The organism is Paraferrimonas sedimenticola, assembly GCF_002282855.1.
In the GTDB taxonomy this organism is placed as follows: Bacteria; Pseudomonadota; Gammaproteobacteria; order Enterobacterales; family Shewanellaceae; genus Paraferrimonas; species Paraferrimonas sedimenticola.
On sequence record NZ_NRIR01000006.1, the window covers coordinates 243,322 to 256,512 of the forward strand.

The following is a 13,191-nucleotide window of genomic DNA, read 5'->3' on the forward strand; positions in this document are numbered from 1 at the left end:
ATTCTACTCTGATTTGGGTCGGTCTCCAAACGGCGGGATCCCATTGTACCAATATGCTTGTAAGTCATCGCGCAAGCTGTGTATTTGATAATCATTCGGATAGATTGACACGCTCACTTGACCTTGTAAGTCGCTTCGCCACACCGCAAGGCCCAGCTCTCGATAGCGCTGCAAAGCTTCAGCGTGCGGCATGCCAAAGCGGTGGCGGTAGCCGTTACTGATAAATACATGCAGCGCATCGACTTTCTGCAGAAAGCTTAGTCGGCTAGAGGTTCGGCTGCCATGATGCGGTGCCAGTAGAAACTGAGCACTTAAGTCTTGTCGCAGTAAACGCACTTCGCCATCGGTTTCAATGTCCCCCGGCAGCAATAACCGATAATGGCCGTCATTGATACGAATGACACATGAGCCATCGTTACTGCTATCGGGCACTTTGGGGGCCAAAATCTCTATGGTGAGCGCTTGCCATTGGATAGTGCCCGGACGGCAGTGACGCTGGTGTTCATGCTCGGCAGGGCTTACGGCCAAATCGCTGATGAGCAAAGCCTCGGGGTAGTGCCTTAGCAAAGCAGCCGCTCCTCCGGCGTGGTCATTATCGCCATGACTGACCACCAGATAATCCAAGTGGCTAATGCCACGATGACGTAAAAAGGGCTGGAGCACCGCTGCTTGATAGCTGTAGCCAAATGGAAAACTTGCGCCTGTGTCATACACCAAGGCGCGGTTTTGCTGTTGAATGACCACGCTCAAGCCCTGCCCCACGTCTAGCATGTGAAAGCGCCAAGTTGGGATGCGCGACAAGCCAGGCAACAAACTGCACCAGCAAATACCCACCAGCACTAGCGCCACCCTATCTCGACGAAACACGAGCACCAAAGCGCTGGCCAAAACTATGATAGCCAAATGGGTTTGTTGCTCGGTACCTGAGAGCCAACCGGCGGGAAGGCTCGCCGAATAATTTATTAGAGCTTCAATGGGAATCAGCATTGCATCTAGCCCGCTAGCCATTTGCTCAGTGCCAGGCCCACCCCACAACAACCAAGGCAGACACAAAAGACAAACAGGGATTATTAGCAAGCTAAACAGCGGCACCAATATCAAGTTAACCCAAAAGCCATGGGGCGCGAGCCCGTCAAAGCACAACAAGGCAATCACTGATGTGATAAGACCCACCGACAATTGCAGCGTGACCAGCCCTCGCCAACCGCTTCGGTATTGCTCTGGCACTCGTTCCATCCAGCAAAAGATGGTGGCCAAAGCGCCAAAGGATAACCACAGGCTAGCCCCAAGACCTGCCATTGGGTCTAACAACAAGACGCCAGCCAGCGCGATTAGCAGACGGTCCCAGCGGGTCAGGTGGCGCATCAACAAACCCAGCAAAAACACCAAGCTCAACATCAACCAGGCCCTTTGAGTGGCAATTGCAAACCCGGAAAGCCAGGCGTAGGCACTGGCGCAAACCCAAGCGAGCGCCACAGTCGACTGGTAGGCAAACGCGCCTTTGTTCAGCCAGGACATCGGCATTAGCCAACGAAACAACAACCAGCAGGCACCCATGGCCACCCCAAGATGCAGCCCTGAGATGGCAATCAGGTGAGTGGTGCCGCTGTTGCGCAGGCTCTGCCAGCGCTCGGGACTCAGTAAACGTCGCTCGCCGCTGCTGAGCGCCAGTAGCAAGTCACCTCTACCCAGCGCAGAGAATTGAGTTTCGAGGGTTTGCACCGCCTTTTGCCGCCAACCGGTGTCGGGGCTAATGAGCTCGCCACCGATCACTCGTCCGCGAGCGACTTGATAACGACTGTAAGCCAATCGCTGGGCCGAATCGGCTCCCTGATTTAACGGACTCACGTTGGGCTTAGCACTTATTAGCAGCCGCCAATGCTGGCCAACTTGCAGCTCAGGGGGTGGCTCAAGCCAGTAAACTCGGGCTTGCGGCGATTGAAAAAGACCGATGCGCTGATCGCTAAAACCAATATCCAAACGCACTTGCCCGTGAGAACCGTCGTTTAGGGCTAGGATTTTGGCTTGAATTTCAGTAGAGTTTTGAAGCCATTTATGCGGATACCACCACAACTCGCTCGCGTGCCAGTGAAACCAAAGCACGCCAAAGATGGTGGCGGCTAAAGGCCAGAGTTTGAACCATAATGTAATGATAAAGGCGAAAAGCAGTACAATTGTCAGCTGAAAACCGCCCAGACTTGGCCACAGAGTGCCCGACAGCACCGCAGCCGTAAAACCCAAAAGAATTCGATCCATAGAGCCATTTACTAGACTAAGCCATCGCGCAAATGCCAAAGAATCTGATAAAAAAAATCTCGCCCTCACCCGAAACGCTACAAAACAACAAGCATCTGCGGATTTTTGGGAAATGGTTGAACGAACCTAACCTGTGGCACATCAATCGCCGCTCAGCTGCTGGTGCGCTGGCGGTTGGCTTGTTTATGGCTTGGATGCCCATTCCGTTTCAAATGGTGTTTGCCGCAGGTTTTGCGATATTCTTTCAGGTCAACTTACCCTTGAGCGTGGTTTTAGTGTGGATTACGAACCCAGTCACTATGCCGGTCATGTTCTATTTGGCGTACAAACTGGGGTCGATTTTGCTTGGGGAAGAAGTTGACTCTTACCATTTTGAACTGAGCTTTAGCGGCTTAATCGAGTCATTTAGCCAGATGGGACCAGCCTTCTTTTTGGGCTGTTTAGTATTGGGTGTCCTAAGCGCTGCGCTAGGCTTTGGGCTGGGCCGCTTGCTTTGGCGTTATTCGGTGTTATTCAACCGCAAGAAAACCTTAGAAAAACGCCGCAAACAGCCTTAGGCTATTGGCGGCGTTTAGACGCTAAACTGCTATTGAGAAATTAATTACAGCCCTTGGATCAGGCTATGCCGCGTTGGACAGAGCTTGAGCCGGTTGTACTTTGGTCGCTTGCCAAGCGGGATACAGGGTCGCTACAAAGCTCAATAGCAGCGATAACACACTCACCAACAGCACATCCGATAGTTGCAACTGACTCGGTAGAAAATCGATAAAATAAACGCTACCTGAGAAGACGTTAATGCCGAAAGTGGTGTCCAACCAGCGACCAATATTCGGCAGGTTCCACGCCAAATAAGCGCCCGCACCAACACCAAACACAGTGCCCACCAAGCCGTTAGTTAGTCCCTGCACCATAAAGATTTGCAGTACCGCGCGACGACGCAACCCCATGGTGGCCAGAATCGCAATTTCTGCTTGCTTGTCGCGCACCGCCATCACCAAGGTCGAGACTATGTTGAAACAGGCCACAGCGATCACCAAAAACAGTGCGATGTACATGATTAAGCGCACTAATTGAATGTCGCCATACAAATGACCTTGGGTGCGAGTCCAGTCTGACATGTAAAGGTATTGGTCAAGACTGTAACCCAAATCCCGTATCAAACCATGAGCATCAAACAGGTTCTCGACTCTGAGCTTAATCGAAGTGGTTTCATTGCCCAGCCCCAAAAGCTCAGCGGCATGTAGGCGGTTGATATATGCACCGTGGTAATCCATCTCACCACCCACCTGATAAACCCCAGCCACGGTAAAGCGCGCTGACAGTGGACCGCTTTGACTGCCGCCTGGGTTTGGCAGATAGACCACCAGCTGTTGACCGAGATTAACCCCTAGCTGCTCGGCCAAGCCTGCACCCAGCACTATGCTGTCATCGCGCTTTGACAGGCTTTGCCAAGCGTCTGCGTCCATGTAGTTGGCGATATTGGAAGCCCGGCGCTCAAAAGTCGGGCTTATCCCCTGAATTTGCACACCCACAAAGCCATCAGGTCTTTGAGTCAGACCTTGCAGATGAATCACAGGTGCCGCCGCCACCACCCCAGACATGGACTCGGCGGTTTCGATAATATCGCGCCAACCAGAAATTGGCGCATCGGCACCTCTGAGCTCGGCGTGAGAAACCACGCCTAAATATCTTTGTTTGAGTTCCTTCTCAAAGCCGTTCATGGCGGAAAGCAATACCAACAGCACCAAGCAACCCAGCGCGATGCCAACGGTTGAGGACATGGAGATAAAACCGATAAAGCGGTTTTGCTGGCGCGCTCTAAAAAAGCGCCAGCCGATCCGCCACGCAAGTGGATTAAGCATTGAGCTCTGGCTCCATCAGTTGACCGTGTTGCATTACCAACATGCGATCCAATCGCTGTGCCAGTTGCGTGTCATGGGTCACTACCACAAACGCCGTGCCCGATTGTTGAGCCAGGTCGCGCATCAACTGATACACGGTTTCACCGCTGTCATCGTCCAAGTTACCGGTAGGCTCATCCGCCAGAACAAGCTTAGGTTGATTGATTAGCGCGCGAGCAATCGCTACCCGTTGACGCTCACCACCACTGAGTTCGGACGGCAAATGGGAGGCTCTGTGGCCAAGCCCTACACGCTCTAGCCAAACGCCGGCTTCCTCAAGCGCTGACTTGCGCGAACGACCGCCAATCATTTGCGGCATAGCAATGTTCTCCAGCGCGCTGAACTCCGGCAGTAGATGATGGAATTGATAGATGAAACCCATGCTTTGATTACGCACTTGCGCTTGCGCGGCGTTGCTCAAGTCAAACAAGGCTTGGTCTTGCAACCTTACCTGCCCCTCATCTGGCGCGTCTAAAGTCCCGAGAATATGCATTAGCGTACTCTTGCCCGAGCCCGAGGCACCGACAATGGCCAGACTTTGCCCGGCTTCCAACTCAAATGAGACACCACTGAGTACTTGAGTGCTGGCTTGGCCATCTCGGTAGGCTTTGCTGATGTTGGCTACCGACAATAACGGCTTATTCATATCTTAAGGTCTCCGCGGGGCGTATGCTGGCCGCTTTGATGGCCGGGTAAAGAGTGGCGAGTAAACTGATGATTAAGGTACCAGCGACGATACCGCCGATTTGAGTTTGCGAAATCAGTACCGGCAGAGTAACGCCAGGTCCGAGCAAGCTAACCCCAAGGCCTGTTAAAATTTGATTCAAATTAGGCGCGATAAGCATGCCAATCGCACCGCCTAACACCAGTCCAATCAGTGCATTTAACATGCCCTGCACCAGGAATATTTGCATCACCTGAGTTGTGGTCATGCCCTGAGTTTTCAAAATGGCGATATCCGCCGACTTGTCCATTACCATCATCACCAGCGCTGAGACAATATTAAACGCGGCAACCGCCACAATCAGACTCAGCATCAGCGACATCATGCGCTTTTCCATTTTCACCGCAGCGAACAGATGGCCATAATTTTGTTGCCAATCTTGCACCACCAACTCGGGCGCACTGTTAGCAATGGTCTGAGTGACTTGCTCGGCGGCAAAAGGGTCGTCTAAGAACAAGCGTACACTGTGCAACTGTGACGGCGGCTTGCGCATTAACCTTGCGCCATCGGCGTAATGCACAAAGGCCAGCGCCTTATCCACCACAGAGCCCATTTTAAACACGCCTATCACGCGAAAATTGCGCTGACTCGGCACAGGCCCCATGGGCGAGTAGACCACACCGCTGCCGGAAAACAAGCGCACCTTATCGCCAACACCCACCTGCAAAGTACGCGCAAGTTCGAGTCCTAACATGACCCCATACTCACCCGCTTGCAAAAGGCTGACATCCCCTTGCAACAACTTGTCTTGCAGCAGGTGAAATTCTTGACTGGATTGAGGCTGAATGCCGTAGACCTGAGCACCGGCCAATTGATTGCGCGACTGCAACATGGCTTGAGTTTGTACCAGCGGGCTGATGGCGTTGACCCCTTCGATGCCCTTAAACTGCTGCATGAACGCATCCCAGTCTGTGGTAGGCTCGCTCGGCGTGACTATCACTTGCGGCACGCTACCCAAAATTCGAGTTTTGAGTTGGTTTTCCAGGCCATTCATCACCGATGAGACGATGATCAAACTGGCGACGCCTAGCACAATGCCAAGCACCGAAAAGAAGGTAATAAAGGAAGCAAATGCGTTGGCCTTTCGACTTCGCCAATAGCGCCATCCAATGCGTGCGGTTAAAGCCAAATTCATGGGTTAGGTTTTTCCAAATGCCATTTGCTAATTACTTGAGTTACGGGATAATACGAGCTTACTTGTGGATCATACAAGGGACAAAGACTTTGAGCCGCACAGACGACGGATTTTTCAGCGTATCTCACAATTATCCTGTCTTTCTTCAGCCTCACCAGGGTGAAGCCAGCCAGCAAGGGCTAGTTGATGCCATGCCAGAGAGCTTTCGTATGCTCAGTGAAATCGCCGCCAGCGAGCAACAAAGTCTTGGCCTGATTAAGCAACTGCCACAAGGCGATGTGATTTCTCAATACCTGCAATTACAGGCCAAAAAAGTCGATATCCTGCTTCAGTTTGTCATGGCACAACAGCCACAACAAGGGAGCGAGTGCCAAGGTTTGCAGTTTGGTGGCAGTCACCTGCTGATTAACAGTCCCACCCAACTACAAACTGACCAGGTTTATCAGGCACGGCTGTACATCAAAGCTGCCCAACTGGCAGTGTTTTGCCTAGTCGAACCTAGAATCGTCGAGCCGGGGGCTATCGAATCAGCCAGCGAACAATATCAATTGGATATACTGGCCATCGGTGAGGCCGAGCAAGAGATGCTGGTGCGCGCCAGTCTGTTAGAGCAACAAAAGCTGCTAAAATTACGCCAACAAGCGCGCAGCCAGTAACCTATCCAGCACAAAGTACCAGCGGAAACTAAATGAAACGCCAACTCAACGGAGTCATTGGGGTTGCGCAAGCCCTATCTGTCTTGCAAGAAGCCAAAGAGCACAGCGGAACCACTTTGGTGCTCACTCAAGATGCGCCGTCAGCCATCGCTTTACATCAAGAACTCGAATACCTGGCGTCAGCTTCAGCCTATAGTGTTAGCTTGTTTCCCGACCGAGAAACTCTGCCCTATGACACCTTTTCACCCCATCAGGATATTGTCTCTCAGCGCTTAAAAACCCTGTCGCAGTTAGGGCTTTCAAAACAACAGGTGGTCATTTTACCGATCAGCACCGCTTTGGTGCGCCTACCGCCTTTGAGCTTTTTAAGCGGGCACCTGTTCGACCTAAAGCCTGGCGCACCCTACCCGCTTGAGGCCATGCGCCATCGCTTGGTCCAATCTGGCTACTGGCAAGTAGAGCAAGTTTACGCCCACGGTGAATTTGCCGTGCGCGGCTCGATTATCGACCTGTTCCCCATGGGCTCTCGTGAACCCTTTCGAATTGAGCTGTTTGACGATGAAGTGGAGACGATTCGCAGTTTCGACCCGGAAACTCAGCGCTCCCAAGACGTCATTGACGAAGTGGCCATGCTGCCAGCGCGAGAGTTTGCCACCGACAGCGAGTCCATTGAGGGCTTTCGCAAGCGCTATCGCGAGCGGTTTGCTAACGCCCCCAATGCGCCTGAATCTGTGTATCAGCAAGTCAGCCGTGGGGTGATGCCCGCAGGTATCGAGAGCTACCTTCCGCTGTTCTTCGATGAAACCATTAGTCTGTTTGACTACCTAAGTGCCGACACCAAGCTAATCACAGTTGGCGATATTGAAGACCAATGTCGCCATTACTTGGATGAGATACAAAGCCGCTTTGAGAACTACAACGTAGACTCACAGCGTCCACTGCTGCGCCCTGACGAGATTTACCTGAGATTTGAAGAGCTATTTGCGGCGATTAAGCCTCTGCCACGATTGCACCTCGCGGCGGATAGCGAAGGCCGTGGCCGCGCTGCCAAAGTGGCGTCTCTGCCCAACATAGAAGTCAACCACAAACTCAAAGCGCCGCTGACGTCACTCTGTGACTATTTAGAAAATGCACCGCGAGTCTGTTTTAGCGTGGAGTCTGAGGGGCGCAAAGAAGCCTTGTTGTCCTTGCTGTCTCCTGCGGGTATTCGCCCAGAGCCCTTTGACCATTGGCAGTCGTTTGTCGATAGCAAAGCCAAGTTAGGACTCATCGTCTCTCCACTGAGTCACGGCGTCGAGATTACTTCGCCGAAAATGGCCTTAGTGTGTGAGACCGAACTGTTTGGTCGCCATGTCGCTAGGCAACGTCGTCGTGAGCGTCAGCACCAAGTCTCTGCTGATGCGCTGGTGCGCAACCTAGCCGAGCTTAAAACCGGACAGGCGGTAGTTCACTTAGAGCACGGTGTGGGTCGCTACTTAGGGCTTGAAACCTTGGATACCGGGGGCAACGCCGCTGAGTACTTGAAGTTAGAGTATGCCGCCGGTGCACTGTTGTACGTGCCAGTAACCTCGCTGCATCTGATTGGCCGCTATTCTGGCAGTCAAGACGAGCAAGTAGCCCTGACCAAGTTAGGCGGCAAAGCTTGGGATAGCGCCAAGCGCAAGGCCGCTGAAAAAGTTCGCGATGTGGCAGCAGAGCTGCTCGATATATACGCCAAACGCGAGCTCAAGCCAGGGCAGTCAATTACCGCACCTACCGAAGACTATCGAAAATTCGCAGCCTCTTTCCCATTTGAAGAGACCGTGGATCAAGAAAAAGCCATCAATCAGGTGATGAGCGACTTGGCCAGCCCGCGTCCGATGGACCGACTGGTTTGCGGCGATGTGGGCTTTGGCAAAACCGAAGTGGCAATGCGCGCAGCCTTTGTTGCAGTGATGGCAGGCCGTCAGGTGGCGATTTTGGTACCCACCACCCTACTCGCTCAGCAGCACTATCAAAACTTCCTCGACCGCTTTGCCGACTGGCCGGTGCAAATTGAGGTAATGTCGCGCTTTAAAACTGCCAAGCAGCAAAACGAAGCGCTGGAAAAACTGGCCCAGGGCAAGCTGGACATCATAGTGGGTACTCACAAGCTGCTGCAGGGCGACATTAAGTTCGACGATTTGGGCTTGTTGATCATCGACGAAGAACACAGATTTGGCGTGCGCCAGAAAGACAGAATCAAACGCTTGCGCGCCAATGTGGACATACTGACGCTGACTGCTACGCCAATCCCGCGTACCCTGAATATGGCCATGTCTGGCATTCGCGACTTGTCGATCATTGCCACCCCACCCGCCCGTCGCTTGGCGGTAAAGACCTTTGTGCGTGAGCGCGATGATGCGGTGATTAAAGAAGCCATTTTGCGTGAGATTTTGCGCGGTGGTCAGGCCTACTTCCTGCACAACAACGTGGAAACCATTGAAAAAACCGCCGACGAGTTACAGGCGTTAGTACCCGAGGCTCGAGTGGTGGTGGCCCACGGTCAGATGCGCGAGCGCCAACTCGAGCAGGTGATGTCGGACTTTTATCATCAACGATTTAACCTACTGGTGTGCACCACCATTATTGAAACCGGCATCGATGTCCCCAGTGCTAATACCATTATCATGGACCGAGCCGACAAGTTCGGTTTGGCCCAATTGCACCAGCTGCGCGGACGCGTGGGCCGCAGTCACCACCAAGCCTACGCTTACTTGTTGACGCCTAACCCTAAGCGGCTGACCAAAGACGCGCTGAAACGCTTGGACGCTATTGGTAGCCTAGAAGACTTAGGCGCGGGCTTTATGTTGGCCACCCAGGACTTAGAAATCCGTGGCGCGGGCGAGCTGTTGGGCGATGAGCAAAGCGGGCACATCGCCAAAATCGGCTTTGGTTTGTACATGGAAATGCTGGAAGCCGCGGTTGAAGCCATTAAAGACGGCAAAACCGACGCCATGGACTTAGACCAACTGTTAAAACAGCAATGTGAGATGGAATTGCGAATCCCAGTATTAATTCCTGACGATTACATCATGGACGTCAACACCCGTTTGAATCTGTACAAACGCATCGCCAACTGCACCAACGCTAAACAGTTAGACGAGTTACAGGTGGAGATGATTGACCGCTTTGGCCTGTTGCCGCAACAAACCAAAAACCTCATCAGCTTGACCCGAGACAAGGCACGCGCCGCCGCAATTGGTATCGTGAAATTGGATATGCACGCAAATGGCGGTAGTATTGAATTCGGCGATAACAACCGCCTAGATCCAAGCTTCATTATTGGGTTGCTGCAAAGCCAACCTCAGATTTATCGCATGGACGGGCCAAGTAAACTGAAATTTACCATTGCCACAGAAACCGCCGAGCAACGTCTGCAATTGCTAGACACCATGCTAACGGAATTCGCTAAACACCTAACCGGGGATCTTAATTCGTGAGCCGACTTTTTGCCCACGCAGCGCTGCTAGTTACGCTTTTATCCGCTCAGGCGCAGGCCCAACCCACTTGGTTTGAAGTGGAAGTCTTCGTTTTTGAGCGAGACAGTCAAACCAACGAACAATGGAGCGAAGCGCAGCGCCATTACCAAGCCGATAAGCTTATGGACTTAATTAGTCCGGCGCTATTGAGCGACGTGTCAGATCTCAGCCAAGCCTTGCAGAGCTGCAGCGCCGCCGAGTGGGCTACCGATCCCGAAGGCTGTAATCAGCGCTGGCAACAGCCCACTCAGGCTCCTAGCCTACCCAGCACCATTCCATGGCAAATCGGCGCCCGTGAGCCGTTAGAGTTAGAAGAAACTAGCCAAGCCGAGCAACCTTCATCCGTAGAGATAGACGCAGAAACACAGACCATTGGCACGGAAGCGGTTGAACTGGCCGAAGCTCAAGAGCAAACGGAAAACATGCCAACCGATCCGAATCAGGCACCACTCTTGCTGCGCGATGACGAGCTGCAATTTGGGGAGATGATTGCCAATCTGCAGCGTCAATTAAGGCTCAAACCCATGCTGCATATGGGATGGCGCCAAGGGGTTCAGCCTAGATTTAAGGCCAAAGCTTTTCATTTGTTCGGTGGTGAGGACCTAAGCGAGCAATTTGACCGGCAGGGTCTGCCGGTACAAACCAGCGAGCTGGACTCGCTAATCCCGCAGTTTTCTTTCCTACAAAGTCAAACCACAGAGACGCAGCCTTTATGGCAGCTCGAAGGTAGCTTGAAGATCTATTTGGACCACTATCTTTTTGTAGAAACCGACTTTGTGCTGCGCGAGCCAGGGCTTCGCAAAATCAAAGCGGAAAAGACACTAGAGGATAGCGAGCAGGTCACTGCAAGTAACGTCGAAGTGTCTGAGGTTCAAGAAGAACAGAGCTTTTTGTACCATATCCCCTTTGTACAAAATAAGCGCGTGAAAAGTCGTGAAATGCACTACTTTGACCACCCGAAAATGGGTGTAATTCTGCAGATCCGCCGAATGCAGCAGCCGGGTGAGGAGTCTCCAGAGGGCTAGCGGCTAACGTCTAGCCGACAAAAGATGAACGGGAGAGGATTAGTCTTCGACGCTAAAGTCGAGAAATATCTCATCTCCCCAATCATCATCGACAAATACTCGATCTACTTTTGCTTGCTCAGGTCCCTGAGCACACCAGTCTAGCATCTGCGCTACCGCAGGCTCAGCGCCCTGTAACACTAGCGCCACCTGGCCATCTTCTAGATTTTTCACATAGCCGGTGAGGCCCAACTCTTGAGCGCGGGCTTTGGCGCTGGCTCGATACCAGACGCCTTGTACCTTTCCTGAGACTCGAACGAAGCATCGCTGCATTTGCTAAGGCCGTTAACTGTGTTGTTTAAATGCCAGTATAGTCGGAAGATGCTCGGCAAGATTAGCGAATTTATGAGTTTCGCGCTCATCCCAAATGATTTGGTAGTAGGACTTAAGCTCTTGTTCCGTCGCTTTATTATCCAAGTCTTCGTCATGTCTGGAGAGAATTACCAAGGCTTGCTCCTGATTCTTCTCTCGAAATCTATCAACGCATTTTGCAGCAATGTCGGCGTACTCTTCCGGGCGGTCAATCTTGCCTTCCATATTACCCTGAGGCTTTAAGTTAGGGTTTATCATCACCGAGCGAATGCCGTTGAGAAAGCCTACCCGCTCAGCCCAAAAACCGCCTAAACCCACACCCAGAATAATTGGATTTGGGTCATCACAACGCTTCAACTCTCGGTCCACTTCTTTGAGCAAAAACTGGAAGTCGTGCTTTGGATGCAAAGTAGAGTAATTCAGGTAACGCACATCGTCGTCGATGAACTGAAGTTGCAGTATTTTTTGGTGATTGCCAGCACTGGTGGCATCGAATCCGTGAAGGTAGAGGATCATGGTGCTTCCTAGACTATGCGTGTGCTTCAAAAGTGTGGCACAAATCCCGTGCTGCTTGCCAGCGAGCACTGTGAGTTTGCGCAAAGTCTTGCCATAAATTCTCGCCTTTCAGCAAACTTGCAGGCGCGGTGGGCGGATGCTTTGGCCATGGGTAGTTAGGGATAACCTCGGCCAACGCCTCCGCACAGTTGCACAAAAGCAGCACATCGCAGCCAGCATTAATCGCGCTAGACAGTCGCTCGGCGTAGCCACCAGCCACCGATGCTCCTTGCATGCTTAAGTCGTCAGAAAATAAGGTGCCTTGAAAGCTCATCTTTTGACGAACAATGTTTTGCAGCCAAACCTTGCTAAAGCCTGCAGGATGTTGGTCTACCTTGGGATAAATGACATGGGCCGGCATCAGTCCTGCTAAATGACCTGATTTAGCTAAGCGTTCAAAGGGGCGAGCGTCGTCATTCCACAAAGTATCGAAATCACGCTCGTCTACGGGGATCGCCACATGGCTATCCGCTTTCACCGAACCATGGCCTGGGAAGTGCTTACCCACCGCCTTCATACCAGCCTGGTTCATTCCCTCAATCCATGCCTGAGCCAGCGGAATAATATCTTCCACTTTATCGCTGAAAGCGCGGGAGCCGATAACATCAGAGCCAGCGTCTTTATCCAGCACAGGCGCAAAGCTGAGATCAATGCCAAGCGATAACAATTCAGCCGCCATTAACCAGCCAAGCTCGGTGGCCCAGGCTTTGGCTTGTTCAATATCACCACCGGCTTTTTGCAACAGACTGCGCATCGAAGGTATTTGGGCGAACTCATCGCGAAAACGTTGTACCCGTCCGCCTTCGTGATCCACTGCAATAAGAATGTCTGGGCGCAGTTCACGCACTGCTCGGATGAGTCGAGCTAATTGAGCTTTGTCTTCATAATTACGGCTAAACAAAATCAGTCCGCCAACGCAACTCGCCCGCAACCACTCGGCCTCATCGGCAGCGACCTCTGTGGACCGCAAGTCCATCATCAAATAACTCACGCTATACTCCTACTGGGCTGGCCTATTTTTACTTATCAACACATTAGATTTTGTGATGCGAGGCCAATTGGGATTCCAATGGGCTTAGTGTAACATC

The 13,191-nt window shown here is 52.2% G+C and carries 11 protein-coding genes; 4 read left to right on the plus strand and 7 right to left on the minus strand.

Annotation, left to right across the window (positions count from 1 at the left end; translation table 11 throughout):
• Window positions 1-3 precede the first annotated feature (3 nt).
• Window positions 4-2,256, minus strand: a complete 2,253-nt coding sequence (locus CLC93_RS12185; protein ID WP_095506244.1) for a DNA internalization-related competence protein ComEC/Rec2 — start codon at window positions 2,254-2,256, stop codon at window positions 4-6.
• 32 nt (window positions 2,257-2,288) lie between these two features.
• Between CLC93_RS12185 and CLC93_RS12190 the strand changes: the two genes are divergently transcribed.
• The gene (locus tag CLC93_RS12190) at window positions 2,289-2,813 is read left to right on the plus strand and encodes a DUF2062 domain-containing protein (RefSeq protein ID WP_095506245.1); all 525 of its coding nucleotides are present in this window, start codon (window positions 2,289-2,291) and stop codon (window positions 2,811-2,813) included.
• 63 nt (window positions 2,814-2,876) lie between these two features.
• On the opposite strand, the gene CLC93_RS12195 is transcribed toward CLC93_RS12190, so the two are convergent.
• From CLC93_RS12195 to CLC93_RS12205, 3 genes are read right to left on the minus strand one after another with little or no spacing between them, the layout of a single operon-like run.
• Complete coding sequence (locus CLC93_RS12195) at window positions 2,877-4,118, minus strand: lipoprotein-releasing ABC transporter permease subunit (RefSeq protein ID WP_095506246.1); 1,242 nt, start codon at window positions 4,116-4,118, stop codon at window positions 2,877-2,879.
• Window positions 4,111-4,803 (minus strand): lipoprotein-releasing ABC transporter ATP-binding protein LolD, encoded by a 693-nt coding sequence (lolD, locus tag CLC93_RS12200; protein WP_095506247.1) that lies wholly within the window; start codon window positions 4,801-4,803, stop codon window positions 4,111-4,113. The genes CLC93_RS12195 and lolD overlap by 8 nt, the downstream gene beginning before the upstream one ends.
• Complete coding sequence (locus CLC93_RS12205; protein ID WP_095506248.1) at window positions 4,796-6,016, minus strand: lipoprotein-releasing ABC transporter permease subunit; 1,221 nt, start codon at window positions 6,014-6,016, stop codon at window positions 4,796-4,798. The genes lolD and CLC93_RS12205 overlap by 8 nt, the downstream gene beginning before the upstream one ends.
• Before the next feature lie 89 nt (window positions 6,017-6,105).
• Between CLC93_RS12205 and CLC93_RS12210 the strand changes: the two genes are divergently transcribed.
• From CLC93_RS12210 to CLC93_RS12220, 3 genes are read left to right on the plus strand one after another with little or no spacing between them, the layout of a single operon-like run.
• Complete coding sequence (locus CLC93_RS12210; RefSeq protein ID WP_095506249.1) at window positions 6,106-6,672, plus strand: hypothetical protein; 567 nt, start codon at window positions 6,106-6,108, stop codon at window positions 6,670-6,672.
• A 32-nt stretch (window positions 6,673-6,704) separates the two neighbouring features.
• A complete protein-coding gene (mfd, locus tag CLC93_RS12215) occupies window positions 6,705-10,133 on the plus strand; it encodes a transcription-repair coupling factor (RefSeq protein WP_095506250.1) in 3,429 nt (1,142 codons plus the stop codon).
• On the plus strand, window positions 10,130-11,197 hold the full coding sequence (locus CLC93_RS12220) for a CsiV family protein (protein WP_095506251.1): 1,068 nt from the start codon (window positions 10,130-10,132) through the stop codon (window positions 11,195-11,197). The genes mfd and CLC93_RS12220 overlap by 4 nt, the downstream gene beginning before the upstream one ends.
• A gap of 39 nt (window positions 11,198-11,236) precedes the next feature.
• Here CLC93_RS12220 and CLC93_RS12225 read toward each other — a convergent pair whose 3' ends face one another.
• The 3 genes from CLC93_RS12225 to nagZ are packed head-to-tail and all read right to left on the minus strand — an operon-like array spanning window position 11,237 to window position 13,094.
• Entirely contained in the window at window positions 11,237-11,509 is a 273-nt protein-coding gene (locus CLC93_RS12225) for an acylphosphatase (RefSeq protein WP_095506252.1), read from the minus strand.
• A 12-nt stretch (window positions 11,510-11,521) separates the two neighbouring features.
• Window positions 11,522-12,064 (minus strand): alpha/beta hydrolase YcfP, encoded by a 543-nt coding sequence (gene ycfP / locus CLC93_RS12230; RefSeq protein ID WP_095506253.1) that lies wholly within the window; start codon window positions 12,062-12,064, stop codon window positions 11,522-11,524.
• Between the two features lie 13 nt (window positions 12,065-12,077).
• Window positions 12,078-13,094 carry a beta-N-acetylhexosaminidase gene (nagZ, locus tag CLC93_RS12235; RefSeq protein WP_095506254.1) on the minus strand — a complete coding sequence of 339 codons (1,017 nt, stop codon included), beginning with the start codon at window positions 13,092-13,094 and terminating at the stop codon, window positions 12,078-12,080.
• Window positions 13,095-13,191 lie beyond the last annotated feature (97 nt).